Here is a 26,452-nt window from a genome sequence, read left to right as displayed (position 1 = left end):
ATAAAGAGGAATGGCTGAATTTAATTTTCAGCCATTGTTGTTAATTATTGTCCGGCAAAACTGCATCCTGAATCAGCATATGCCCAATATGCATTAGTTGGTACAAGGTTACTTCCACCATTGAGTTTTAACCATCCGCTGGAACTGAATTCTAATAATTTACTAATGGGTGCAGTTCCAAGGAATTCATTACATGGTACTGGATCGAAAGATCCTCCGTAAGTATTTACCCCGACAAGGTTCCATCCTGAAGCTAATTGTATTTCAGGTGGTGTGTCAGTTGGTAATAATGGTTCTATATATATTGGCATATCTCCTTCAAAGGTACCAATGTATACGTAGCCTTCTAATGGTTTGAATTCACTAACAGCTTCCCATTTTCCATTGGTGAATTTTACAAATGCACCGTTATTAACGCCTGCATCTCCAACCATCTGCCCAGTATTTACTTTACAAGGTACTGAAAACATTTTCATGTTTCCAAGTGTTATTACACCGGAATTTTCAGAATTACCACTGTTCTGAGCTTGAGGAATTGTTTTTAATTCAGCACTACAGTCTACAATAGGAATTCCATTTGGACCGAGTATTGCAGTTTGATTTGGCTTGAGTTTTATTTCGGTAACTCCTGGCGTGATAACGTAACCAGTTCCCAAGTTAATTATTATTACATGGTCATCTGTTGCATCCTCTTCCATTGTTGGATTTGGCCCGAAGTTTCCGTAATTAATTTCAAATCCATCTAATGGACTTGCAGGGTTATATGAATCATTAATTGATACTGTATCGTTGAATGTTACTCTAAGCATTGTGCATGGTACATAACACACTGTTTCTATTTTTACACATTCTCTAAATATCGTGTCGTTTGTTTCGTTTATTACTGGAGGTACTCCATTATTTTCAATACAAATGGCTCTCGTTTTTGATGACGCCATACTGTCGCAATCATCATCGTATGCGTAAGCAATAAGGCAGTATCCTCCGTTTGCTACAGTTGTGGTGTCCCACATGTAACTCCAAGTTTCATTACTACATGTAATTTCATCACTAATTAAGAAGAAATCTCCATTTAATACGTAATAAAGTTCTATTCTGTCAATTACAGGGCAGTTTTCAACTGTACCTGAAACTTCAATAGTTCCACTTTTTATTCCTGAATTTATTGCAGGAACATCTAGCGTAATTCCAATTTTATTATTTATCCGTATAAAGTCAGTATCTGAGGCTATTTCACCACATGGCCAGCCAAATGCTTTGACCCTTATTTCGTATAGTCCATCCATTCCACACGTATCTATGTCAAAAGTCCACATGCAAATTTCACACATGCACATTTCCGGAACAGTTAATACGCTAACTCCAGGGAATGGCATCCAATCGCTTAGTGGTTGCCCATTTGGTTCACATATTTTCCTGTATTCAAATGTTAGGTAGTCAATACATGTTCCTTCTAAAGTACCCTCTATTGAAACAGTTCCGCCAACTGATGGACTGCTTCCAGGCCCAGTAATATCAATTATTTTAAGGTTTGGATCATGCTGTATAACTGGTCTTTGTGGGCCAGTATCGATGTTAAAGTAGTTATTTCCACACCTGTATGTTGCTCTAGCGATAAGCTGTGTTGAACCGCCGTTTAAAACACATGGGTTAAAACACATTCCCCATTCCCATACTCCATCTCCAACGTATCTAAAGTCTTTAGCAGGAATTATTCCAATAAGTTGGCCGTTACCTGCACCCATGTATACTTTTACATTTTCTACCCTATTATCTACATCACAACCAGTTAATGTCCCCCTTATTGGCATTTTGTCGCCGTTTACGTAGCATACGCAATCGTTAGGGCATGTAAGATCCATTTCTATAGCGTTTAGCACGTTTACCATAATTGTACTTTCGCTAATGTCACACGGCCCAACTACAACAGCCTTTAAGTAGAGTGGCCCATCTTCAAAGCAGCAAGTGTTAAGTGGTGCTTTCCATCTTCCATCATTTACGTTTACATCGATGTCTTCTTTATAGAGTGTCCACGTAACGTTGTCGGTTGACACGTAGAAGTCTACATTTGTAACTCCTGCACCAACTGCAGTACCGTATACCCATAAGTTATCGCATACAGTTTGTCCGTCAAATGGTTTGGATATCATGACACCGGATGTATCGTCTACCCATACATCAATAATGTATTCTGCACGTTCAAATGTTCCACATTCATCATCTATACAGGGTTCTACAACTGCTTTTATCTCGTAGTGCCCATTATCTACGCAGTTTACCATGCATGATGTCCATGTAACGTCCCAGTATGCCCAGTTACCCCACTTGTAGTTAAGTTTAGGTAATTTTGGCATTCCAGGGTCTATTCCGTAATCCATAAAGTCGATATACTGTTCAGAATTTTTCCAGTGTAAAAATGCGCTATCCATTGGGGCCCAGTGTTGGGCTCCGTATGGTCTCCAGTATAAATCTACGTGGTCAGGTAAACATACGTTTTTACTTAACATTCCACCATATCCATCGTATTCCGCCCATACAAATCCTCTTATAACTTTACCGTTGTATATTGTATTTCCTTCGCATGGGTCAAATATGTTAACGTCAAACTTGTTGTAAATACTTGTTTTAATGTCTCCAGAATAGAATTCCCCACATCCTTCTTTTGCAACTCCTCTTACTTTTACAAAATATTTGCTTTCAATATCTTCTGGAGTACACCATGTAGTTTCCCAAACACCTGATTTAAGGCATTCTCCATCGTTATTCCACGTAATTGACCCGTCAATACAGCTTGCAGGTATCCAATCGCCCCAAATAATTGGGCCACATATTTGCATTTGTCCAAGGCTGTATTCAAGACCTACGTATTCAGGATAGTTTATCCAGCATGTTGGAACTGTAATATTTCCTCTCGCAGTTACCGTTCCACTTTTTACTTTGTATATTTTAGTACATTCTTCTCCATCTATGCATTCAGTTACTATGCAGTCATCAAGTTCTATTGTTAACTCTCTCTCATTACAGTATGCAAATGAAATGTCATCATATCTATATTCTTCATCGCATTCACAACTGTCAATTACTACAGCATATACTTTATAGCATCCTGAATCAAGATTACACATTTCATTTGTAACAAATGACCAGTTTGGCATTGTAGCATACGTGCTTCCAAGGTAAATCATATTTTCTAATGCTGATTTAGAAATATACTTGCCATGGTCAGCAGGATTTTGACAAATACACTCTGAAACTCCCGTTCCACCGTTAGGATTACCCGGGTTTGAAGGGCAGTTTGGACATTTGTATCCTTGAATTGTTCCACCACATGGGCCACAAATTATAGGATTCATTGTAGTTCCACACTTTGGACAGATATTTTCAGGTAAGTTTGTAGGTTTAATGTCAAAGCTTATAATTTCTTCTCCATCACATGCATTACATGATTCATAACATGCTCCAGAGCACCAATTATATTCGCCTGTTTTTTCAGCGTAAAACTCGATATATTTTGCCCCGCTACAAGGGTCGTTTAATATACCTTTAAAATTAATCGGCCCACAAAGCGTCATTCCACATTCAGGTGAAACTGGTGCAGGACAAAGTATTTCAAAGCATACATCTCCTCTTATAATTTCGAGGTATCCTACGTAACTTTCCCCAATTTGAACGCCATCGTAAATGCAGTTATCAGTACAGTCCGCATATGGCGTAGCAGTTATTTTATATTCTCCTTCGCAGTATAAATCATTGAAAAATACGTCAAACGTGTAGTCACAGCACATTGCGCTTTTAAACTCTGCTCTGTCTATAACATATGTTCTTGTAGGCATACATGGTTCGCATTTTGGCATATCTCCCATGTATTCTGCAGTGATTAATATGTAATCAACGCAGTCACAGGTTTGATTTAAACATCCTTCAATAACTCCTCCACAGTATAATGTATCAGGTAATGCAAGGCTTACCATAACCCCTTTATCGAAGTATACATATACTGGATCTGATGGACATCCGACTTGAACATCGCATCCATTATAGAGTATTGCTCTTAATACATACCATCCATCAATTTCGCAGCAAATTGGCCAGTCTAATCCCCATAGTGTAGGACATTCTCCTTCTAAAGTTGTGTCGCTACCTACGTAGTCCCATCCTGAACCCGTATTTGCAATTGAACTTGCATTTCCCGGAAGGCATTCATAGTCTCCCAAGTATTTTGAATAAACTACTATATAGTCAGCACAGCCAATAGTGTCATGAGCACAAGGTACTATTGTTCCACTAATTGGAACAAGGTCGCACCATTCAGACATATCTGCTGGTGAGGTAATAGCTACATTAAAACATCTTCCGTCAGTATTGCACTGATCACAATCAATTATAATGGTTCCCGAACCGCTATTCCCGTTTGAAGTGCCGCAATCAACACAGCCACTGGTTGTAGGGTTGAGAGCCATGACTCCCCCCATATTCGAGAGCACCATAACTAATACTAAAAACAGCGCTCTCGCTGATTTTTTATTCACAAAACCACCCCTGGTTTTATAGCAAGTATCCTAATTCATTTAATCGTTATTTTGGTGCATTTTAAAGAATAATTGGATATTACATGTTAATTTGGCAATTTAACTTTTATTTTGCACCAATGGTTTTGAAATGCCTCATAATATTCCCCATTAATTAAGACCATTAAGATGAAGTATTTACGGCATTAAACTCTCCCCTTCTAATTTCCCCAATCAAATCTATGGTAAATAGACTTTTTAAACCTTTCGAAATTCCCGAATTTAAAATAAAGGCATAAAAAATGATAATTAAAAGATATATCTTAAAATTGTGGATTATTATCTATTTAAAATGTTATAAAACTTAATTTTAAAAATTAAATGTATTTTAGTACGTTTAATATTAATTTACTTTAATCAAAATTTAAAAAAGTAGCCGTATTATTTCTTTTTTAGTTTTATGTTTGGTTTTTTTGTAACAAGAGGGATTCTTTCAACTTCTAGTTTGTCGGATGTCGGGTAGTACTCTGAAATATATGCACTGAAATTGAATTTGAAATTTTCTTTTTTAAGGTTCTCAATTAAATTTTCAAGGGCTTTTGAGTTTAAATATATCTTTTCATCTAGAATTTCAAAATTTTCATTATTTTTTTCCAGTGTTTCTATGATATTTGAAATATCCTCAATTTTTTTAAATAAGATTATTCCTTTTATTAAAAGTCCTTCTTCTGTAATTATTTCATAAGGCTTTGCAACATTTTTAGCCCGGTTTATAAGTCGGTTTTTCATCTGAACTCCATCTTTTAATGAAGAAGGGCAGTAGTGAATTTTTAAATTTCCTTTAAACTTTTTTAAAACATTTAAAGCAGTTTTTTCACTTCCAAGTATTCCGGAAGATACATCATCTTTTTCTTTAAACTTTCTTTCTTTTAATAGTAAATAATTTGTTTCGGAATACTCTAATTCATTTATATTTAAAAAATTGACACCTATTTTTTCAACATCACTCGCTAATTTAAGGATTTCTTCTTCAAATTTTGGAATTCCAGGAATTTCTATTCCAACATCGTTAATGTATTTTTTACACAATATTAACTTTTCTAAGAATTCTTTCGTATTAAACTCTTTAAATTCTTTACAATTTTCAAATAATTTTGATGGGTGAAGCCTTATTTCATCTAAATTTGCATCTTTTAAAATTTTTAGGTTATTTTCATTTATAAATGTTGGAGTGGTGTATAAATGTGCATGAAAATTACTACCGAATTCGTTTTTCAGTGCTTTTAAATATTTTGCAGTTCTTTCAATTCTTAAAAGCGGATTTCCACCTGTAATTCCTACGCCTTTACTCCCACATAATTTTGATTCTAAAATAGCTTCTTCAACGGAGTTTATTTTTCTTTCATTTGCATAAATTACATCTTTTCCTTTCCTATTTTCTGAAAGGGGACAATAATAACAAGATTCTTCGCATAAACCAGTGATATATAATACGAGTTTTTCCCCCTTAATACAGTACTTACATCCAAGAGCCATGTTTTTTTCGTTTAAATTTAATATCATAAAAGTAACACCCAAATGATCAAAAATAGATATTTTTCGTAAATTTTAATAATTGTTTAACAATTGGAATTTTTAATAAACTGAAATTTTACTAAATTGAAATATTTTAAAAAAGATATTAAAAGTTATATTTATAATTTACATTAATTCATAATCTACATTAGAGCAATTAGATTTCCGTATACTTTAATGATTTTTTAAGTACGTCAATGTTCGTATTACCGTGTGTAACTAATTTACCAGTTCTAAGGTCATTAATTGTAACTACTGCTGGAGCAAACATTCCTTTGTCAATTTTGTAGAAATCGTAGTTTGCTTCTTTAAATACTTCCAAGAATGGTTTTCCGTACGTTTGGGCGGAACATGATGGCAATGATTTACATAATGCTTCAATATCATCTCCTTCATCACTTTTAATGTAATAGAATGTTCTTCCACCATAGAGAACCATGTCGTTTGTAGCACCCATCATTTTTAAATCATCGCCAATTATTGGTGCAATTGGTGCAATACCGGCTGCAAGTTTAACTTTTCTTACATCAAAGTGAAGTGCTTCTAACATTTTGTAAGTTCCATTTTCAACAACTCTACCACTAATTTGAACTGCCCCAACAATTGAAGCAGTAGGTGCAACGAGTAAGTATACTTTTGAAACATCTACACCACATTTTTGAGCAACGTAATCTGCAACTTTTTCGTCAGGAAGTTTTGAAGCTTCTAAACATAGGATTGCAACATCAGCGTCATCCCGATATTCAATTTCCTCATATGTGACTTTAGGCATCATTGCCAATGCTCTTGCAGGGCCAGAACCCATTGCAAAGTATTTTCCAACACTCACGCTCCATCCTGCTTTTTGTGCACCGAGTGTTGCAACAGCAGGGTGTGATGTTTTTACTTTTACGCATGGTAAAACCATTTTATTATCGAGTGTTCCTGAAATGCTTATTCCAACATGGGCAAGTCCACCAAGACATATTTTAGTGAACAATTTTCCAGCTTCAAAGCTTCCCGTAACATTTACGCCACAATCTAAAACAGTTGCACCGTTTTCTAATTTAATAACTTGAATATTTAAATCATCATTTCTATTAATCATGTCAAGTACAATTGGTAAAGATGATAGATTTACGCTGACCATATTTGTTCCACCTTTTTTTAATTCTAATTTTTAAACACCGTTTTTAATTTTTATAACTTTTGATTTGATTTAAAAAAGTGGTATTAAAAAGAGTAATTTACAGAGTTAGTGTAGAAAATAGCGCCATAATAAGCTATATATATTATATTGTTTATTTGATAGATAGTCACATATTGAGCTAGGAGTTGATTTTTTTGATTACAAAAGGAGATAGAATATTGGTCGATTATACGGGCAGATTTGATGAAGGAGAAGTTTTTGATACGTCAATTGAAGCAGTAGCAAAAGAAGAAGGGATTTATGAGGAAGAAAGACCATACCAGCCGTTAGAATTTGTTGTTGGTGAGGGGCAATTAATCCAAGGATTTGAAGAAGCAGTTTTAGGTCTTAATGTAGGGGAAGAAGTAACAGTTACAATCTCTCCTGAAAAAGGATACGGATTTAGGGATGAATCGTTAATTGAAAGAGTTCCAATTGATGCATTTGACGAAGCAGATTTTGAACCTGAAGAAGGAATGGTAATTGTTGCAGGTGATGAACCAGCAGTAATTTTAGAAGTAACTGATGAAGATGTAGCACTTGACTTTAACCACGAATTAGCTGGGGAAACATTAAAATTTACAATTAAAATTGTAAAAAAATTTTAATTTAGTTTAAGTCTAATATTTCTAAAACTTGAACTGAATAAAACCTATAAGATTTAATAAAAGTCATAATAGAAATTATAATCATATACTATTTAATAAACTATTTTTTCATTAAAACTGTTTTTTAGAAATTTCTGGTGATTTTATGGCAAAACCTAAAAAATCTGACGAAGAGGTATCAATAGATTCCGATTCACTAAAGATAAAAGTTGCAAAAGAAGCTGCAAAACTTATAAAAGATGAGATGGTTGTAGGACTTGGTTCTGGTTCAACTGCAAATTTATTCATTCAAGAACTTGGAAAACGAGTTATTGAAGAAGAACTTTATATTTATGGCGTTCCAACGTCATTTGACTCAAGAATGATGGCAAATCAGTCTGGAATTCCATTAATTTCACTGGATCAATGTGGTGAAATTGATATAGCAATAGATGGGGCAGACGAAATTGATAAAAAGACTTTTTCATTAATAAAGGGCGGGGGTGGATGCCATACAATGGAAAAAATTGTTGATTATTATGCAAAAGAGTTTGTAGTTTTGGCGGATGAAAGTAAAATGGTTGATTCACTTGGTGAAAACACCCCTGTTCCTTTAGAAGTAATCCCTTTTTCGTATTCAACTGTTTTAAGTAAACTTTTAAAAATTAATGCGGCACCTGCAATAAGGTCAGGTTCTGGAAAGATGGGCCCCGTAATTACTGACAATGGAAACATGATAATAGATGTATTTATAAACATTGAAGATGCAGAAGAAACCGAAACAATGCTAAACAGTATTCCGGGAGTTTTGGAAAACGGGATATTTACAAAGTGCGATAAAGTACTTATTGGAACTTCCAAAAAAGTTGAAGTTTTAAAGAAATAATTTAAGACTTTTTTTCATTAAAAAACTCTTTATTTTTCATTTAACCTCAATCTTTAAATATGACATGCATTAATCATATTATGCAATTAGTTGAATTTACAGTTTTTTTAATTAAACACGGGCCAAAAGAGGTGAAACCATGTTTAGCCCAAAAAAATTATCCTCAGCAGACAAGTTTAAAAATATTTCAGGAATGCTTGAAGAAATTATTGAAGATACAACGGTTCCTAGAAACATCAGGGCTGCAGCAGACAATGCAAAAGCCGCACTAAATAATGAAGAACAGGAATTAATTGTAAGAAGTGCTACTGCAATCCAATATTTAGACGACATTAGCGATGACCCTAATATGCCAATTCACACGAGAACTCAGATATGGAGTATTGTAAGTGAACTTGAAACAATTAAAAATTAAATTTTCAATTTTTAGTTTATTTTAAATTTAGATTTAAATTCTTAAAAAAAGATTTAAATTTTTAGAACGATTATTTATCAAAAGACATTACTATATGATTTAACTTGGCAATTTCTTCCAAAACTTCTGTTTTAATATATGCTTCAGTTAAAGTACTTCCAAGCGTAACTATGCCGTGTTTTTTCAATATTAAAACGTCTTCATTACACGAAGAGACGCACTCTGCAAGTTCTAACGTTCCGCAAGGGCAGTAGTCAACGTAACCTATTTTTTTAAGGAAAATTTCAGCTTCAGGCGTATAAAGTTCTAATTTCTTATCTAAAACTGAAAATGCAGTACAGTACATTGAATGCGTATGAACGACTGCATTTACGTGCGGTTTATTTCTATAAATCTCTAAATGCATGTTTAATTCTGAAGTAGGCTTTCCTTTTATAATTTTTCCAGCAATATCAACAACACAAATATCTTCCTCATTTAAAAAACCTAAAATAGACCCTGTTGGCGTTATGTATACTAAATTATCTTTTTTTAAACTAACGTTTCCGCCTGAGCCAACTACATATTTTCTATCATATAATAAATGGCATATTTTTATAAATTCTTTTAAATCCAAGAAAAATCACCAAAAAAAGTTGTAATATATTAATTAGTTTTCAATAGATTTAACTAGTTTAATTCAAAAACCAGTGGAATAATTTCTTCGAGTTTTTCAACTGCAATTACCCTAATACTTTCAGTGTCAATCACGTCTTCAAGGTTTGATTTTGGAATTATTACCCTTTTAAATCCGTATTCTTTTGCAGCATTTATTTTTTCATTTACTCCTCCAATTGCAAGAATGTCGCCGTTTAAGTCAAGGCTTCCAGTAATACAGAAATCCTGTTTTAACGGAATATTTAGGAGTGAGGATATAATACTTAAGCATGCAGCTGCGGTTGCAGAATCCCCGTCAATTTTTGAATAGGATTGGCTAAATTGTATGTATATTTCATGTTCGGCTAAATCTAGGTCTTCCTTAGTTTTTGTAATGTTTAATGTTTTATCGGATACTAATTTTTTAGATAGTGCGGAGGCTAAAGTAATACTATGCTTTGCAAGGTCACCGCTGATATTTAATAGATTTGTCCTTGGATTTTTTGATTTTACAATTTTTGTAATTATTTTTGTAACGTCTCCAAGCCCATCAGAACCTAAAACTGCAAGCCCATGTATTACTCCAACTTTTGGAACGTCATTTGAAACGATGTTTTTATATCTTTTGAAATTTTTTAAATAGTCTATTCCAACTTGCTTTGACATACTGTATATTCCAGAATCTATAATTTCGTTTATATGCTTTAATTCAATTATTGCAGTTTCTTTCTTTGGAACAGCTTTTTTTACAACTTTCATTTCATGTGTTTCGTCCTTTGGTTCTGCTTTTTTAGAAGGTTTGAATTTTTCAACAACATTCATTATCCTTTTATTGCTTTTCTTTTCAGTAGTTTGAGCAACTGACGTTTCAATAATTACTGCCTGTTCAGAAAGTTCTGCAATACTTTCGGAAAGTTCCTTTCCAACTGCAATATCATTTGCCATTTTTATAATGTTTGAAACTTGCCTTAACCTTAATGTAAGCTTATTTTTTGAACCAGAAAGTAATTGTGCCAGTTTTACTATTTCACAACATGCGTCATATGTCATTGGTCTTAAATTATTATTTTTAATTTCTTGAACTATAAATTGGAGTAATTTATCCCTATTTTCTTGATTGTTTTCCATTTTGTTTCTTAAAACGACCTTATAGTCGATTCTATCAAGTAGTGGCGCCCTTAAATTACTGACATCGTCCATGTTTCCAGACATTATTAAAGTAAAGTCACATGGTATTGGATTAGTTTCAACTGAAGCTCCACTTGAATTAGGATTTCGTCCACTAACTGCAAGCTGTTTATCTTGAAGTGCGGTTAAAATGTAGTCCTGAACATCAACAGGCATTGTTTTAATTTCATCAACGTACAAAATACCCTTATGCGCTTCATGAATTGCACCTAAAATTACCCTCTTATGCGGGGGAGTTCCAATAGGTGGTTTTCCGCCTAAAGGGCAGTGTTTAATATCTCCAAGTAATTTTGTAGTGTTGTATGCACTTGCTCTAACAAGCGGTCTTTTTTTACATTCATAAAGTATTACGGGTTTAATGTCAGCAGGGCTTATTGAATTTGGCATTGAAGCTTTTGTTGCTCCAAAAATATTTAGGAATAATATTAAGAATACTAAAAGGGAACCTATTACTGAAATTGCTGCAATTACTGCAAATTTAGATGACGGGTCTGAAAGATTATTTAGAATGTAACTTAATATAAGTGATGAAGCTATTATTCCAAAAAGCAATGTAAATATGCTTGGCGGTTGTTTCATCATTTTAGGGCGCTCTATTTCAGAAGTTTCTTCAATCAAATGTCCTTCAATCATGTCAACTAGCGGTTTTTCCGAGTTTTTCATATTCGGCCTTGCAATTATTGAATATGGCCTAAACTCGCCAGAATGTTCTAAAAGCTGTCCAAATGCTTTTACCATCATTGATTTACCTACTCCGGGGTCTCCAAGTAGTAATGCATGTCTTTTGTTTTTTACAGCACTTAATACTACCTTAACGGCTTCGTCCTGCCCAATTACTTGGGTTATTAAGTCCGGTGAAGGTTCAGGTAAATCTTCTGTCGTGTTAAATTTTATGGAAAACATAATTCACCTTAAGAGTTTAATAAAAAAGAATCAAGTTCTTTAATAAATATTTCTGAAAATTTATCAGCTTCTTCCTTTATAATTCCCGATAAAGGCTCCCCAAATGTGAGGTCAGTAGGTTCTATACCTATTATTAATATTTCGGTATTTATGTATGACTTTATATATTTAATGATTATTGTAAGTGGAAGTGCATGTGTTGAAAATCCGGTTTCAGAAATTTCTTCACTTTCAACAATCCTTAAAGTTCCGGGCTTTTGTTTCATTAATGCGGCATCAATCATTATTATTTTATCTGGATTTTCACGTTTTAAAACATCGGTAAAATTTTCTGGAACTACTCCAGAATTTATCAAAGTTAATCTATCCGTTATTATATTCACTTCTTTTTCTAAGTTTACATCTTTAAACGATTTTTCATAGTTTTTTACAAGCGATTCAATAACATATATTCCAAATCCATCATCACTTTTTAAATAATTTCCAATTCCAAGGATAACAAGTTTGTTAGATTGTTTTATAAACGAGCTAATTTTTGATATTATATCTTCCAAAAATCTCACCAATTAAAGTAGCTAAATTATGCAAAAGTAGCCTCTTTTATATATATTAGATACTTGATTACAATACTATATATAAACTGTGTTATTTTTTAAAATATAATCGGGGTGTTTTTTCTGGAAAAAATAGTCATAAGAACGGCAAAAAAAGAAGATATTAAAAAAATCATGGATATCGAACACGACTCATTTAGCAAAAATGTTTTTGAAAGTGAAAGCGTGATATTAAATAGACTTTTAGTTTTTCCAGACGGTTTTTTAGTTTTAGAATATGGTAATGAAATTTTTGGATATATTTCTTCTGAATTATGGGAATACTCTAAAAAAATAGATGAAAAAATGTTTGATTTAGATCATGATATTACCTCATTACATAAAAACTCAGGAAATGAATTATATATTTCATCAATCGGCGTTTTAAAAAAATATCGTGGAAAAGGCTATGGAAAATTATTATTCTTAGAATTAATTGAACAGATTACGAAAAAATATCTATTAAAATCAATGATACTTACAGTTTCAGTAAACTGGGCTGCTGCAATAAATCTTTATGAAAAAAACGGATTTAAAGAAGTATTTAGAATAAAAGAATTTTTTGAAGATGAAAATAATTCTGATGGCATTGTAATGAGGAAATATTTATGAGTAGCTAGGTATTTTTAGTTATTTATGCGTAATTTTAAGTAAATACATTTTTATTAACTTTCTTCAGGAATTATCGTAAGATGGCCATTAAACTCATGAACTTGCGTATTTACGCCATATACTTCCATGATATTTTTCGAAGTTATTATTTCTTTTCCGCCTTCTGCAAATACGCTTCCATCTTTTAGCATTAAAAATTTATCGCAATATCGTAAAGATAAATTAATGTCATGCATTACTATTATTGATGTAATGTTATTCTTTTTAGAAACTTCTTTTAATATTTTCATGACTTCAAGCTGGTTTTTCAAGTCGAGATTGTTTGTAGGTTCATCAAGTAATATTATTTGTGGCTCCTGTACAAGGGCTCGCCCGATTATTACTTTTTGAAGTTCTCCACCGCTTAATTCATTGGTATTTCTAAGTGCGTATTTTTCAAGGTCAAGAAGTTTAAGTACGTTTTCAGTAATTTCAATGTCTTTTTTTGAAACTTCCCATTTTATATGCGGTCGTCTACCTAAAAGAAGAGAATCAAATACGGTCATAAAGTTTCCATTTGACCTTTGAGGGACATATCCTACTTTTTTTGCCAGATCATGTCTATTTATTTTGCTTAAATCGCTATTTTCAATTAGGATTGTTCCTTTTTTTGGAGCAAGTATTTTATTTATACACTTCATTAATGTAGTCTTTCCTGCCCCGTTTATTCCTAAAATGGATACAATTTCACCACTTTTTACTTCAAATTTGACGTCTTTTAGTATTTGGATACTTTTATATTTAAATTCAACGTCATCTACTGAAACTATCATTTTTACCACCTTAATTATTTTTTATACATCTTCATAAGTAAGTACAAAAACATTGGGGCCCCTAAAAACGAGGTTAAAATACCTACTGGAAGTACTATCGGCGAAATAATGGTTCTAGCAAAAGTATCTGCGGCAAGTACGAGTATTGCACCAAATAGTGCACAAAGTGGAATTAAATGTCTATAATCCCCGCCAACAGTTATTCTTACAATATGTGGACATATGAGGCCTACAAATCCTATTATACCTAAGAATGCAACACAAACTGATGTTACAAGGGAGGAAAATAACATCCCCATGATTCTTACTCTGTCAGTATGTACGCCTAATGACTTAGCAGTTTCTTCCCCACTTTCAAGGGCATTGTAATCCCACCTTTTATATATAAAGTAGATTAATGAAATCGTAGTTACAACCGCCATAATCTTTACTTCTGGCCAAAGGGGCCTTCCAAGGTCTCCAAAAGACCAGTAAACCATTGCTGCAAGTTGTATGGAGTCTGCAAAGTATTGTAGAAGTGTTGTTCCAGCCGTAAATAGTGAACTTACTGCAACCCCTGCAAGTACAAGGGCTTCAGGAGCAAGATTTTTTAACCTTGAAATGAGTAATATTGCAGCTACTCCAAGTAATGAACCTAAAAATGCAAATACTGTTATCGGATAGTGGCTTATTACGGATATTTTACCGGCACTTGTTGAACTTCCAACTCCAAAAAACACTATTGCAAGACAAGCACCAAACATTGCGCCTTGTGAAACTCCAAGTGTAAATGGTGACGCAAGCGGGTTTTTTAAAGTACACTGCATAACTGCACCAGCAGTTGAAAGTGCAATTCCACAAATTATTGCAGCTAGTATTCTTGGAATCCTTATATTCCATATAACAAGGTTTACAGGGCCACTTTCATTTCCTAAAAGGGCACTTATAATTTGGGATATTGTTAACGGGTAATCTCCGCTACAAAGTGCGTATATGATTAGTAAAATCAATACAATAGAAAGTATAATTCCAAATAAAATTTTTTTAGCAGTGAATTTTTTGTAGTTATTAGTAACATTTTCCATATTATCACATAATCGATAGTAAAATTAATAAATAGTTATTATTCTTGCATATAAATAATTAGTTAATATTACATATATATAAACCATTAAAAAAGTATTAAAAAGTAAGATTGATTATTAATCAATTTCCATTTTTTTATGACCTACAAAAAAGGCGTGGGTCATTATTTCATCATATATTGGTTTTCCAAGGAAATTTTTATATATTTCGTCAGCTTTTTCTTCAATTACAATATCTTTAAACTCTTCAGGATATACTATTGAACCTATAAAGTAAGCGTTTATAAGTGCATGTTCTTTGTTAAAGAAATACCAGCAATATGGTGGAACCATGTAAACGTTTTCATTTGAAAATGCGGAGAGTTCTTTATATGTGGGTTCTTTTAAATCCTCTGAAATTTTATGTTTTGAAGCAGCACTTAAGAAAATGTAATCGGGATTTTTATTTAGCAATTCTTCTTTACTTATGTAAATTCCCATACTTTCGTCTGAAAGACCTGATGCGATATTATTTGCATTAATTAATGTAAATGGTGGCCACTTTGGGTCAGTACCTAAAATTCCATGGGCCCCATTATATGCTCTTCCACCAACATAAACGGTTGGCCTTTCACTTTCTGGAATATTTTTTACCCTATTTTTAAGGTCATCTTCGTAACCTTTAAAAAGTGAAATTAGTTCTTTAGCCCTATTTTCCTTTCTAAGTACTTTTCCAAGGGTTTCCACTGATTCAAAGTACCTTTGGTTTTGAGCATCGGTTCCAATTGAATCAACATATATGACTACAACTGGAATTCCTACTTTTTCTTGAAGGGAATCTGCATCAGCTTTTGAAAAGCTTCCAATTATTATTACATCGGGCTGAGCTTTTAAAATTCCTTCAAAGTTTATATCTGAACCAGTTCTTATCGGAGGTAAATTTCTAAGTTCTGGGTATGCAATAATATATGGAAGGTCAAAACTTGAAGGAAATGCTCCAGTAGTTTTTTGAGAAGACTCCCTAAATTCAAGGCCTATTACCTTTTCTTGTTCACCAAAATAAACTACCTCACGAAGTGCTCCATTTAACGTTGCTATTTTTTCAATATTTTTTGGAACTTCAACAGTTCGCTTAGCATCATCTATTACGATAATTTTATTAGAATCTATTTTTAAATCAGAATGAGGCTCTGAACTATCAATACAGCCTGAAATTCCGAGTGTTGCTATTAAAAGCGACATTAAAACTACACTGGCTATTTTTTTATACACTGCACCACCTATTTTTTAATAATACTTTTAAAAAATAAGTAATAATAATAGATATAACTTTCGATTTAATTAGTATAATTTAGATAAAAATAAAAATTTAGTAATACTAAATATCAAAAAAGTGAATATTTAAATTAAATTAAAAAACGTCATAAAAAAAGAAATTTATATTTTATTTCAGTTTAAAAAATCGACTCTTTTAAAGCCGCCGTATTCTTCTTTCATAACATTATACACTTCTTTTCCAACTAAAAATTTGTATATTTCATCAGCTTTCTCTTCAGGATCGATATCTGAAAATTCTTCTGGATAAAGTACTTTTCCAATATAGTATGAATCAGCAAGTGCAGTTCCAATATTTGTCATATAATGATTAAATGGCAAAAGAAGGTATACATTACCGTTTTTAAATGCATCAAGCGAATTATAGTAATCTGGATTGATATTATAATCTTCCTTTACTTTAAAACTTCCTCCGCCATCAATAAATATGTATTCGGGGTTCCATTCTATTAATTTTTCTTTGCTTATGAAAATATGAGCTGTTGATGCATTTTTTGCAATGTTTTTAGTATTTACGGCTTCAAGTGGAGGGTATGACCCTTCAGTACTATCAATTCCTTGCGTTCCTTGGTATCCAATAGCCCCAACATAAACACTAGGCCGTTCACTTTCTGGAATATCTTTAGTTCTTTCATCGAGGTCTTTTTGAACTTCTTCTATAAAAGAAGATACTTCAACTGCCCTTTTATCTTTTTCAAGGATTTTTCCAAGTATATTAAATGATTCAAATACTTTTTCATTTTCAAATGTTCCAAACGTTCCATATGTTAAAACTACAACCGGAATTCCCGTTTTTCTCTGTAATTCATCAGCTTTACCTGCTTCCATATATGTTATGAATATAACATCAGGCATTATGGTCATTACTTTTTCAGGGTCGGGCCCAACATTAATATCTCTTGGACCGCCATTTCCAATTATGGGGAGACTTGAAAATTGGGGGTTTGCAATTCTATATGGTCTTCCCATATAGTCATTACTTTCAAAAGATTCAATTCCTATAACTTTATCCACTGAATCCATATAGCAAATGAGTCTTAGGCATCCTGGACCACTACATACAATTTTTTCAACATTTTTTGGAACTTCAACAGTTCTTCCAACCATATCTATAATTTGAATTTTTTCAACATTATTTTCTATATCTTCTTCAATACCTTCAATACATCCTGAAAACCCCAGTACAAAAGTTATGATGCAAAGGGTTAAAATGGATATTATTTTATTAACCAATATCTCACCTTAATTACGATTAAAAAAAATACAGTATTATTTGCGGTAGCCAAGCGTATAAGTTTATCGATTAATTCAATTAAAGAAAAATTGAACTGGTTTAAAATTCGAAAAAAATAAAAATAAAAATAAAAATTATTTACTGTTTTGAAAAGTTAACATTTTGAAAACCAGGGTAATTTTCTGAAAGTACAGTATATACTGGTTTTCCAACTAAAAATTCGTATATTTCATCAGCTTTTTCGTCTGGATTAATATCTTTAAACTGTTCAGGGTATAATACTGTTCCAATATAGTACGTACTTGCTAATGCAGTACCGAAATTTGTTGTATAATAGTTGTAAGGGTACGTTGTGTAAATCTTACCGTTTGTAAATGCACTTAATGTGTTGTAATAATCGGGATTTTTATTGTAATCTTCACTTATTAAATTGTATCCGCCTGCATCAATAAAAATAATTTCAGGATTCCATTCTATAATTTTTTCTTTGTCAACAAAAATCTGCTTTTTTAGTTCAAGACTTGAAGCAACGTTTTTAGCTTTTAAAGCTTCAAATGGCGCATACTGACTTGAAGTACTGTGTATTCCATGTGCTCCTCTTGCACTTAGTCCTCCAATATATACGGTAGGTTTTTCGCTATCAGAAACACCTTTAACTCTATTTTGAATGTCTTTTTCAGAATCACTAAAGAATTTTATAACTTCTGCTGCTCTTTTTTCTCTATTTAATACTTTACCAAGTAGCGTAAGTGAACCAACAAGGTCTTTATCACAGAATGATTCAAATTCACCGTAGTTAATAATTATAACTGGAATTCCTGTTTTTTCCTGAATTCCATCAGCAACACTTGCTTCTGAATATGAAATTATTATAACATCAGGGTTTACCTTGATTACGTTTTCATGATTTAAATTTTCAACGTGCTGAGTACCAATTACAGGTAACGTTTTAAAGTATTCAATATTTGCAATATGGTACGGTTTTCCCGAACCCTTTATTTCCGCATGTTCACAAGATTCAACACCTGCTAACATATCTAATGCTTGAATGTATGTAACAAGTCTCAAAGTTCCAGAACCGCTACAAACAATTTTTTCAACATTTTCCGGAATTTCAACTGTTCTTCCAGCCATATCTTGAATAGTTATTGTTTTAGAAACATCGTTTGAATTTCCAGCATTATTATCAACACAACCTGAAAAGCTAACTGCAATCATTATTGAAATAATAACTGCAAAAATTCCCTTTTTATACACTTTTTCACCCTTTTAAAGATATAATTAATATAATCAAAATAAATGGAATATCGAGTACATAAAAGTTTCGATATGTATTAAATGATACACATACTAGAAAAAAAAGTATTAATGGAGTAAATAAATGTTTAAAACCGTTAAATATAAATTTAAAAGAATAATAACGGTTTTAAAAAAAGGATAATATTAGAATTATGTTAGTTATCTAATGGTGATATTGTTCCTGTTTTTAAATCAATTTTTCCAAAGCCTCCCGGTCTTGGAAATTCATTATATACTGGCTTTTTAACGAAAAACTCAAATATTTCATCGGCTTTCTCTTCAGGGTTTATGTCCTTAAACTGTTCCGGGTATAACACTTTCCCTATAAAATAAGCATCTGCATATATTGTTTCAATATTATTGCCCCACCAGATGTATGGTAAAGTTACATATACTTCATTATTTTGGACTGCTGAAAGGGTGTTATAATATTCAGGAGTCTTTTTATAGTCATCTAAAACAACTGCACTAAGGCCCCAACCGTCTATAAATAATATATCAGGATCCCAATCAAGAATTCTTTCTTTATCTAGTGATGTTATATGTCCAACAGTTCCCATAGAATCAGCAACGTTTTTAGCATGTATCATCTTCATTACGCCGCCATTTGCATAGGTACTTTCAATACCTCGTGCACCATTCCATGCAAGGCCGCCCATGTAAACTGTTTTTTTATCACTATCTGGAACATCCTTTGTTCTTTCATTAAGATCTTTTTTCATATCGCCCATATATTTTATTAATTCATCTGCTCTTTTTTCCTTTTCAAGAATTAATCCTAAAATTTGAAGGGACGTTATAAGATCTCCATCGTTTAATATTGGATCAATATTTCCAGAACCGTAATAATTTAAAACAACTACTGGAATGCCTGTTTTTTCTTGAAGGTTATCTGCATCGCTTGCAGTAGTACTGCTTCCAGTAATAATAATTACATCTGGATTGAGATTTATTATTGCTTCGTGGTTTAGGTTTCCATGCGTTCCAACAGCAGGCAATTTTTCAAATTTTTCAATGTTTGAAAGTACATATGGTGCAGATTTGGCACTTTGTGTTTTTTCAGATTCTGATATTGCAACTACCCTATCTGAAGCATCTAAATACGTCACAAGACGTAGTGCTGCGCCATAAGTTACTATTTTGTTAACCTTGCCATTTATTGTAACCTCACGCCCCGCTAAATCTATAAACGTTACGGGATTGTTTTCAACACCTATATTTTTATTAATTCCTCTGTTTTCAGAATTTCCAAAGGCATCAATGCATCCTGAAAAACCAATTGCAATCATTATTGAAAGAATAACTGCAAAAATTCCCTTTTTATACACTTTTTCACCATATCATTTAAGTTAGTAATACAAGTTAGTAATACATTATCTAAATAAATAACACTTAGTACATAAAAGTTTTTATTAATATTATCATATCATTATTTATTTAAAAAAAGTAGTATTATGTTAACTATCACAATTTCATGGTCAAAACCTGAATTTAAAAATTAAGAAAATAAAATAAAATAAAATAATAATGAGCATTTAATTAATTTTTTTAGCAATTATTATATTATTTGGGTAAATATCTTCTGAAAATTCCGTTACTTCCGATAAATTTTTTACGTCAATTATTTCAAATCCTAGTTCTTTTAAATACAAGATATAGTTTTCAAAACTAAGGTCTCCTTTAAACGTATATCGTGACACTCCTTTTTTGACATTGCTAAAATTATTGAAATTCCACTCGATATTGTTTAAAATATCACTTAACTTAGTTGATTCGTTTGGAAATGCTTGTTTTGTTACAAATATTCCGCCCGTTTTTAATGAATCGTATATTTTTTTAGCAATTTCAGGATTTTTTCCACCGGGATTATATGAACTAAATATTACATCGTAATCTTTATTAAACTCATCTTTAAAGAAATTTCCAGAAATGGTTTCAACGTTTTTTGCACCGTATTTTTCAATGAATTTATTAGTTTCAACCGTTACATCAGGTAAATCAAAAACATGGGCGTTTAAATTTTCGTTTATTAAACTTAATCCGATTGCATATAGGCCATGGCCTCCTGCAACATCAAGTAATTTTTTAGCAGATTTAAATTCTGGTAATTTTGATATATATTCGACCGTTTTTTGAAGTTCCCAACACTTGCAATCATTTGCCATTCTTTTAATAATTTCTGGAAAGAATGAACCTTCCACTAATTCATTTTTACATTCATTTTTTAGAGTTTCCGATAAATTAGTCCACCGTTCTATATTTTTAAGTGAAGCAATAATTGAATAGACTTTTGAGTAATCAGTATCGGTTTTTAAATAATTTTCACTAGCTATTGTATTTTTGTATGAATTGGTACCTTCATCAAAAATTAACAAATTCATTTTATAAAGGGCTTTTAATATTAATTCGGTTAATACATAATCTATTTTTAGTTTTGAAGAAATTTCTTCAACTGTTTTCTTTTCTAACAATTCATCAAATATTTTTAACTCAATTGCAGCCTTTAAAAAATAGAATTTCTGGGCACCAAAATAGGCATCCAATACAATTTTATCGATATTTTCCGGACTTTCTAAAGGTAATGGGAAAGTATCTACAAACAATTTACTGTTCATTTAAACCACCGTTTTAAGAGTATTTAAAAATAGATGCCCCCTATATTTATAATTATTCATACGAAACACATAAAAATAATACTAACCGATATATATTAATATATGAATGTTTTTAAAATAAAATAAAATAAAGTAAAATAAAATAAAATAAAATTATTCTTTTAAGTTAGTGTAACAGAACCACCAGTCGTATCCAGAAATATCTCCCCGTTTACAGGCTTCAAGTCTTTCTGCCCTAGTTTTCATATCTTTTGCAGGAGGGATTATTACTTTTTCTTTTAGTAGTTCATTGTTTGGCCAATCAGCAGGCGTTGCATATCCTTTATCTGCAGTTTGAAGGGCCTTTACAAGTCTAACGACTTCATCCATATTCCTTCCAACTTCTTGAGGGTAGTAAATTATTGCTCGAATTGTTCCTGTTGCATCCACTACAAATACTGCTCTAACAGTATTACTTCCTTTAAATGGACTTATCATTCCAAGTTTTACTGCTAAATCCCCTCTTTCATCAGCGATTATTGGGAATTCTATATCTACATCGAGTTTTTCTTTTATCCATTCAACCCATTTTATATGGCTGAATACTTGGTCAATACTTAAACCTATTAATTCAGTATTTAATTCCCTAAATTGGTCGTATCGTTTTTGAAATGCGACAAATTCTGTGGTACAAACTGGTGTAAAGTCCCCCGGATGACTAAATAATACAAACCACTTTCCCGCTTCAATAAAATGTTCAGGTAGTTTTAACTTGCCGTGTGTAGTTAGTAATTCAACGTCTGGAAATTTTTCTCCAATTACTGCCATTTTTACCCCCCTAATTTTGGTTTATTCGAAATAACAATATAAAAGACATTTGATATATATTTTTGGATACTAAATTCGGTAGAATATACCATATTTTTAACGATAATGTTCCAAATAAATTTAAATGACGAAAAATCTAATTAAAATTTTAAAATAAATATTCAGGATAATTAATTAGTTTTTTTAATTAATTTATTTTTTGAAATTAAATATCCCGTAAAGTACATATAAAATGGCACATAAAAAGAGCGGTTCTGTAATATTAATTAAAGATAAAACTATTGAAAGTCCAAATATTGCTAAAAATGGCTTTTTAGGGTATTTTATGTAGTCAATATCGCTTATCATTAGTATGCCTGAAAAAATTGCAAAAAATGAAACAGAGTAGTTTGAAGCAATACCATATTTTAAAAATGTTTCAGTCACTACACATAAAAATAGCGCTGCAGCAGGGATTGGAAGCCCGATAAAATTTTTAACATCGAGTATTCCAAATCTTGCAAGTCTTAATGCTCCAGCTATTAAAAAAACCATTGAAGCAATAAGTACAACCGTTGAATCAAAGTAATGGTAAATTAAATATGCAGGCGCAACTCCAAAACTTACTACATCACAAATACTATCGAGTTCCGCTCCAAAATCAGATACAGTATTTGTTTTTCTTGCAACTACTCCATCAAGTGCGTCAAACACTATTGAAATATAAATAAATCGAAAATCGTGTAGTAGTATTGCAAGCATTCCAAATATAATGTTTATAATTGTTACATAATCTGAAATGGTGATTATGTTTCTAATTTTGAACATATTATCGCCGTTAAATTAGTTTTTGAATGATTAACTTAAATAGAATTTTAAATCCGGTAATTACATTAGTTCCCCTTGCCATCGAATATTCGGTGTAAATTGTTTTTATTGGAACCTCTTTAAATTTTAGCTTGTTTCTACTGAATAAAACAATAAATTCTGAAGATATTTCATATCTATTACTTTTAATCTGTCTTGAAACGATTTCTGCAGCTTTAAATGAAAATGCACGCATTCCTCCTTGGCTATCCGTTACCATTTTTCCGCCCATTAGAAATGTTATAAAGTTCAATCCAAAATTACCTACTTTTTTTATCAAGGGCATATTTTTTAGTTCATTTTCATCGATAAGCCTACTTCCAATAACTACATCAAAATTACCTGATAATATCGGTTTAGATACCTTTAAAATATCTTCTGGCGCATGCTGTCCATCTGCATCAAAAGTTACAATTACTCTTGGGTTGTACTTTAATGCACAATTTAATCCTGTTTTTAAGGCCCCTCCCAGCCCCCTATTAATAATGTGTCTACAAACAATTACATTTTCAGAAATTGCAAACTCTGAAGTTTTATCCTGACTTCCATCATCAACCACGATAATATTCCAATAGCCCTTGCTTTTTAAATTTTGAATCGTGTTTTTAATCATTTTTTCTTCATTGTATGCCGGAATTACAATAAATACATCATCATTTTCCATATTATCCCGTAAATGTTTAAAAATTTCCTTCAAGTATGGTAATATAACTATTATTCATAAATAACCATTAATCATAACCCTTATAAATTTTTTGGATTTTTTGTGTTTTGGATTTAAATTTATTTTTTAAATTTTATTAAATTTATTTTTTAAATAAATTAAGAAAAATCTTTAAAAATAGTAGTTTTTATTCTTGAATGAAAATCACAAAAAAAAGAATAAAATTTTACAGTGCATTTTCAAGAGTCATATCCATCATTTCTTTAACCGATTTTGCAAGCTCGGGTGGAAGTCCAGAAATATCTACACTTAAAAACCCTTTAATTATCAAGGAAGATGCTTCGTCTTCACTAAGCCCTCGTGACATAAGGTACATTATCTGGTTTTCTGCAATTTTTCCGACCGCAGCTTCGTGTGATAATTCTAAATCAGTTTTTTTAGCTTCAAGTTCTGGAATTGCGTGAATATGTGCATTATTTGATAAAATTAAACCCCTACACTCAAGGTGTCCCTTAACATTTTCTTCGGCACCTATTAAGTGGCCTCTTGAAATAATTTCTGCATCATCTACAACAATAACTCTTGAAATTATGTCTGAAGCTGCATTTTTCCCTGAAAGAATTACTCTTGAACCCATATCCATTTTTGACTTTCCTTTGCCATAAGCAATTGTTTGGAATGTTGCTTTACAGTTATCTCCTTCACAATATGCTGTTGGGTAGCTTTGGATTGATTTTACAGGCATCATTGTAACGTAGTTATTTATAAATATTGAATTATCATCCATTTTTATTCCTGTCCTGGGCCTTACGTGTACGTTTTCCCCCCAGTTATGTATCATTGTAAATGTTAATTTAGAATCTTTTTTAAGGTAAAATTCTGAAACACCTAAGTGTAAACCTGATTTTACATGGGGTGATGTAGTACATCCAGTAATTACGTTTAATTCGGCACCTTCTTCAACCACTATAATGTTATGAACGTTTTGTGAAACTTCTTCAGTTCCAATTAATAGACAGGTTTGAAGAGGTATAGTTTTTTTAACTCCTTTTGGCGCCCTAATGAAATATCCTTCGGTAATTTCATCTGCAACCCTTGCACTGTACTTATCCTTTATTTCTACAACATTCCAGTAATATTCTTCAATGTCGTACTTTTTTAGGGTTTCCGTAATCGGCATTATTTCTATATCCGAATACATTTTAGTGTAAACTGGATCATTATTTATTTGGATATATGAACCTAAAGTATCTTTTTCAGATACGTCTACACCAACTTTTGAAAGTGCAGTTTTATGGTCATCGCTTAATTCAGAAAGGGAATCAAGTGTTTTAAGATTTTCTCTTGGTATTGGGTATTTTGAAAGGTCGATATCCTCTCCAAATGGTGCAGGAACGTCCTTATATTTTTCAGCCAATTCTTTTACTTGTTGCAACTTTTTCTCTGACAGCATGAAACGCACCTCTCGTATCCGTTTTTAATGATTTCGTTTAAAATTTCATCAGGAGTACCTGAACAAGCGATTACCCCATTTAACAACACGTGTGCTTTATCAACGTCCATGAAATTTAAAATATATCCAAGGTGCGTGATTATAAGCCCTGATTTATTTCTTTCACTTGGTTTTTTATCTTTGTCAAGCAAGTGATTTATAATTCCCCCTAAAAGTTCCACGTTTTCCACGTCTACCCCGCTATCAGGTTCATCAAACATTACAAGGTCAGGATTTTGTGCAAAAATTTGTAGTAATTCAGAACGTTTCACTTCGCCTCCTGAAAATCCTACATTTACATCTCTTGGGTAGAAGTGCCGTATATTTAATTTTTTAGCCATTTCCTCAAGTTCTTCATCGCTTCGCTTTGAAATAGTTTCAACAAGTGTTTCAAGTCTTACTCCTGAAATTGCAGGTGGTGACTGGTAGGAAATTCCTATTCCTAATTTTGCTCTTTCGTGCATTGGCATGTCAGTTATATCTTTTCCTTTAAAGTAGATATTTCCCCTTACAACTTCGTACCTTGGGTTTCCAAGAATAGTATTTAAAAGTGTAGATTTTCCTGCTCCATTTGGACCAAATAGTACGTGAGTTTCCCCTTTAGCGATATAAAGATGTATATCTTTTAAAATTTCCCTATCCCCAACTTTAACTGACAGGTCTTCGATTCTTAGCATTTATTCACCTTTAACATGTTTTAACAGGGCTTGCTTTATTTCAGATACGTTTTCTAATACCGTGATACTCTGCATTTTTTTAAGAATTTCAACGTTTTTTACATCGGTGTCTCTGATATATAGTTTTAGCGTTTTACCTCCTGGAAGAATAGTTTCAATTTCTTCTTTTTTATTGTCGGGAGGATAAATGTATGTTGGAACCATTGCTTTTGTTCCTTGGGCAACTGAATTTGTAATTAACGTATCTGCAATCCCGTGAGCTATTTTTGCAACACTATTTGCAGTTAAGGGAGCTACTAAAAATAAATCGTATTTTCCTGTCTGTAGCATTCCCGGTAAAAACGGTGCATTTGGGTTTACTTCTTTTCTAATACTGTAAAACGTATCTTTTAGTTTTCCCATTAATTTATACCAGTTTAACACCATTTCAGCACTTTGGGAGTAATAAATATCGACATCAACTTCAGGATACTCATTTTTTAGTGTTACAAGTAATTCTACAATTTCCCCGATTTTGTCACCACAGCCCGTAATACCCCATGCAATTTTAACCATTT

General features: G+C 32.2%; 23 protein-coding genes. 4 read left to right on the top strand and 19 right to left on the bottom strand.

The window, feature by feature from the left end; all coding sequences use genetic code 11:
- Positions 1-44: 44 nt before the first annotated feature.
- From MEVAN_RS02595 to mch, 3 genes are all read right to left on the bottom strand, one after another.
- Positions 45-4,529, bottom strand: coding sequence for a hypothetical protein (locus MEVAN_RS02595; RefSeq protein ID WP_011972319.1), 4,485 nt, complete (start codon positions 4,527-4,529; stop codon positions 45-47).
- 420 nt (positions 4,530-4,949) lie between these two features.
- The gene (locus MEVAN_RS02590; protein ID WP_011972318.1) at positions 4,950-6,071 is read right to left on the bottom strand and encodes a radical SAM protein; all 1,122 of its coding nucleotides are present in this window, start codon (positions 6,069-6,071) and stop codon (positions 4,950-4,952) included.
- A gap of 169 nt (positions 6,072-6,240) precedes the next feature.
- Complete coding sequence (mch, locus tag MEVAN_RS02585) at positions 6,241-7,212, bottom strand: methenyltetrahydromethanopterin cyclohydrolase (RefSeq protein ID WP_011972317.1); 972 nt, start codon at positions 7,210-7,212, stop codon at positions 6,241-6,243.
- A 194-nt stretch (positions 7,213-7,406) separates the two neighbouring features.
- On the opposite strand from mch, the gene MEVAN_RS02580 reads away from it, so the two are divergent.
- The 3 genes from MEVAN_RS02580 (at position 7,407) to MEVAN_RS02570 (ending at position 9,139) form a co-directional block, all read left to right on the top strand.
- A complete protein-coding gene (locus tag MEVAN_RS02580; protein WP_011972316.1) occupies positions 7,407-7,859 on the top strand; it encodes an FKBP-type peptidyl-prolyl cis-trans isomerase in 453 nt (150 codons plus the stop codon).
- A 145-nt stretch (positions 7,860-8,004) separates the two neighbouring features.
- Positions 8,005-8,724 (top strand): ribose-5-phosphate isomerase RpiA, encoded by a 720-nt coding sequence (gene rpiA / locus MEVAN_RS02575; protein WP_011972315.1) that lies wholly within the window; start codon positions 8,005-8,007, stop codon positions 8,722-8,724.
- A gap of 139 nt (positions 8,725-8,863) precedes the next feature.
- Positions 8,864-9,139, top strand: coding sequence for a UPF0147 family protein (locus MEVAN_RS02570; RefSeq protein ID WP_011972314.1), 276 nt, complete (start codon positions 8,864-8,866; stop codon positions 9,137-9,139).
- A gap of 70 nt (positions 9,140-9,209) precedes the next feature.
- Here MEVAN_RS02570 and fucA read toward each other — a convergent pair whose 3' ends face one another.
- The 3 genes from fucA to hycI are packed head-to-tail and all read right to left on the bottom strand — an operon-like array spanning position 9,210 to position 12,420.
- Entirely contained in the window at positions 9,210-9,755 is a 546-nt protein-coding gene (gene fucA / locus MEVAN_RS02565; RefSeq protein ID WP_011972313.1) for an L-fuculose phosphate aldolase, read from the bottom strand.
- A gap of 53 nt (positions 9,756-9,808) precedes the next feature.
- The gene (gene lonB, locus MEVAN_RS02560) at positions 9,809-11,866 is read right to left on the bottom strand and encodes an ATP-dependent protease LonB (RefSeq protein WP_011972312.1); all 2,058 of its coding nucleotides are present in this window, start codon (positions 11,864-11,866) and stop codon (positions 9,809-9,811) included.
- Positions 11,867-11,874: 8 nt separating this feature from the next.
- The gene (gene hycI / locus MEVAN_RS02555; RefSeq protein WP_011972311.1) at positions 11,875-12,420 is read right to left on the bottom strand and encodes a hydrogenase maturation peptidase HycI; all 546 of its coding nucleotides are present in this window, start codon (positions 12,418-12,420) and stop codon (positions 11,875-11,877) included.
- A 114-nt stretch (positions 12,421-12,534) separates the two neighbouring features.
- Here hycI and MEVAN_RS02550 point away from each other — a divergent pair, with 114 nt between their 5' ends.
- Positions 12,535-13,071 (top strand): GNAT family N-acetyltransferase, encoded by a 537-nt coding sequence (locus tag MEVAN_RS02550; protein WP_011972310.1) that lies wholly within the window; start codon positions 12,535-12,537, stop codon positions 13,069-13,071.
- Positions 13,072-13,124: 53 nt separating this feature from the next.
- Here the strand turns inward: MEVAN_RS02550 and MEVAN_RS02545 are convergent, their stop codons facing one another.
- The 13 genes from MEVAN_RS02545 to afpA form a co-directional block, all read right to left on the bottom strand.
- A complete protein-coding gene (locus MEVAN_RS02545; RefSeq protein ID WP_011972309.1) occupies positions 13,125-13,883 on the bottom strand; it encodes an ABC transporter ATP-binding protein in 759 nt (252 codons plus the stop codon).
- Positions 13,884-13,897: 14 nt separating this feature from the next.
- The gene (locus MEVAN_RS02540; RefSeq protein ID WP_011972308.1) at positions 13,898-14,947 is read right to left on the bottom strand and encodes a FecCD family ABC transporter permease; all 1,050 of its coding nucleotides are present in this window, start codon (positions 14,945-14,947) and stop codon (positions 13,898-13,900) included.
- A 117-nt stretch (positions 14,948-15,064) separates the two neighbouring features.
- Positions 15,065-16,198, bottom strand: a complete 1,134-nt coding sequence (locus MEVAN_RS02535; protein WP_011972307.1) for an iron ABC transporter substrate-binding protein — start codon at positions 16,196-16,198, stop codon at positions 15,065-15,067.
- A gap of 177 nt (positions 16,199-16,375) precedes the next feature.
- Positions 16,376-17,494: an iron ABC transporter substrate-binding protein gene (locus MEVAN_RS02530; protein WP_011972306.1), complete on the bottom strand. Its 1,119-nt coding sequence runs from the start codon at positions 17,492-17,494 to the stop codon at positions 16,376-16,378.
- A gap of 139 nt (positions 17,495-17,633) precedes the next feature.
- Positions 17,634-18,752 (bottom strand): iron ABC transporter substrate-binding protein, encoded by a 1,119-nt coding sequence (locus MEVAN_RS02525; protein ID WP_011972305.1) that lies wholly within the window; start codon positions 18,750-18,752, stop codon positions 17,634-17,636.
- A 197-nt stretch (positions 18,753-18,949) separates the two neighbouring features.
- Positions 18,950-20,122, bottom strand: coding sequence for an iron ABC transporter substrate-binding protein (locus tag MEVAN_RS02520; protein WP_011972304.1), 1,173 nt, complete (start codon positions 20,120-20,122; stop codon positions 18,950-18,952).
- Between the two features lie 207 nt (positions 20,123-20,329).
- Entirely contained in the window at positions 20,330-21,409 is a 1,080-nt protein-coding gene (locus MEVAN_RS02515) for a class I SAM-dependent methyltransferase (protein ID WP_011972303.1), read from the bottom strand.
- 153 nt (positions 21,410-21,562) lie between these two features.
- A complete protein-coding gene (locus MEVAN_RS02510; RefSeq protein WP_011972302.1) occupies positions 21,563-22,216 on the bottom strand; it encodes a peroxiredoxin in 654 nt (217 codons plus the stop codon).
- A gap of 192 nt (positions 22,217-22,408) precedes the next feature.
- Positions 22,409-23,023 carry a CDP-diacylglycerol--serine O-phosphatidyltransferase gene (gene pssA, locus MEVAN_RS02505; protein ID WP_011972301.1) on the bottom strand — a complete coding sequence of 205 codons (615 nt, stop codon included), beginning with the start codon at positions 23,021-23,023 and terminating at the stop codon, positions 22,409-22,411.
- Between the two features lie 10 nt (positions 23,024-23,033).
- Positions 23,034-23,726: a glycosyltransferase family 2 protein gene (locus MEVAN_RS02500; protein ID WP_011972300.1), complete on the bottom strand. Its 693-nt coding sequence runs from the start codon at positions 23,724-23,726 to the stop codon at positions 23,034-23,036.
- A 226-nt stretch (positions 23,727-23,952) separates the two neighbouring features.
- Positions 23,953-25,179, bottom strand: coding sequence for a SufB/SufD family protein (locus MEVAN_RS02495; RefSeq protein ID WP_011972299.1), 1,227 nt, complete (start codon positions 25,177-25,179; stop codon positions 23,953-23,955).
- Positions 25,149-25,895, bottom strand: coding sequence for an ABC transporter ATP-binding protein (locus tag MEVAN_RS02490; RefSeq protein ID WP_011972298.1), 747 nt, complete (start codon positions 25,893-25,895; stop codon positions 25,149-25,151). Before MEVAN_RS02490 ends, MEVAN_RS02495 begins: the two co-directional genes overlap by 31 nt.
- Positions 25,896-26,450 carry an archaeoflavoprotein AfpA gene (gene afpA / locus MEVAN_RS02485; RefSeq protein WP_011972297.1) on the bottom strand — a complete coding sequence of 185 codons (555 nt, stop codon included), beginning with the start codon at positions 26,448-26,450 and terminating at the stop codon, positions 25,896-25,898.
- Positions 26,451-26,452 lie beyond the last annotated feature (2 nt).

This window comes from Methanococcus vannielii SB (assembly GCF_000017165.1).
Taxonomy (GTDB): Archaea; AGJL01; Methanococci; order Methanococcales; family Methanococcaceae; genus Methanococcus; species Methanococcus vannielii.
The sequence above is the reverse complement of the archived record's forward strand: the minus strand, read 5'-3'. Positions and strand labels throughout refer to the sequence as shown.

Bases quoted from the DNA above. Each gene is read 5' to 3' on its own strand.
- mch (WP_011972317.1), bottom strand. From the start codon at position 7,212: ATGGTCAGCGTAAATCTATCATCTTTACCAATTGTACTTGACATGATT.
- MEVAN_RS02570 (WP_011972314.1), top strand. From the start codon at position 8,864: ATGTTTAGCCCAAAAAAATTATCCTCAGCAGACAAGTTTAAAAATATT.
- afpA (WP_011972297.1), bottom strand. From the start codon at position 26,450: ATGGTTAAAATTGCATGGGGTATTACGGGCTGTGGTGACAAAATCGGG.
- rpiA (WP_011972315.1), top strand. From the start codon at position 8,005: ATGGCAAAACCTAAAAAATCTGACGAAGAGGTATCAATAGATTCCGAT.
- MEVAN_RS02500 (WP_011972300.1), bottom strand. From the start codon at position 23,726: ATGGAAAATGATGATGTATTTATTGTAATTCCGGCATACAATGAAGAA.
- lonB (WP_011972312.1), bottom strand. From the start codon at position 11,866: ATGTTTTCCATAAAATTTAACACGACAGAAGATTTACCTGAACCTTCA.
- MEVAN_RS02515 (WP_011972303.1), bottom strand. From the start codon at position 21,409: ATGAACAGTAAATTGTTTGTAGATACTTTCCCATTACCTTTAGAAAGT.
- MEVAN_RS02490 (WP_011972298.1), bottom strand. From the start codon at position 25,895: ATGCTAAGAATCGAAGACCTGTCAGTTAAAGTTGGGGATAGGGAAATT.
- MEVAN_RS02545 (WP_011972309.1), bottom strand. From the start codon at position 13,883: ATGATAGTTTCAGTAGATGACGTTGAATTTAAATATAAAAGTATCCAA.
- MEVAN_RS02510 (WP_011972302.1), bottom strand. From the start codon at position 22,216: ATGGCAGTAATTGGAGAAAAATTTCCAGACGTTGAATTACTAACTACA.
- MEVAN_RS02540 (WP_011972308.1), bottom strand. From the start codon at position 14,947: ATGGAAAATGTTACTAATAACTACAAAAAATTCACTGCTAAAAAAATT.
- MEVAN_RS02495 (WP_011972299.1), bottom strand. From the start codon at position 25,179: ATGCTGTCAGAGAAAAAGTTGCAACAAGTAAAAGAATTGGCTGAAAAA.
- MEVAN_RS02590 (WP_011972318.1), bottom strand. From the start codon at position 6,071: ATGATATTAAATTTAAACGAAAAAAACATGGCTCTTGGATGTAAGTAC.
- pssA (WP_011972301.1), bottom strand. From the start codon at position 23,023: ATGTTCAAAATTAGAAACATAATCACCATTTCAGATTATGTAACAATT.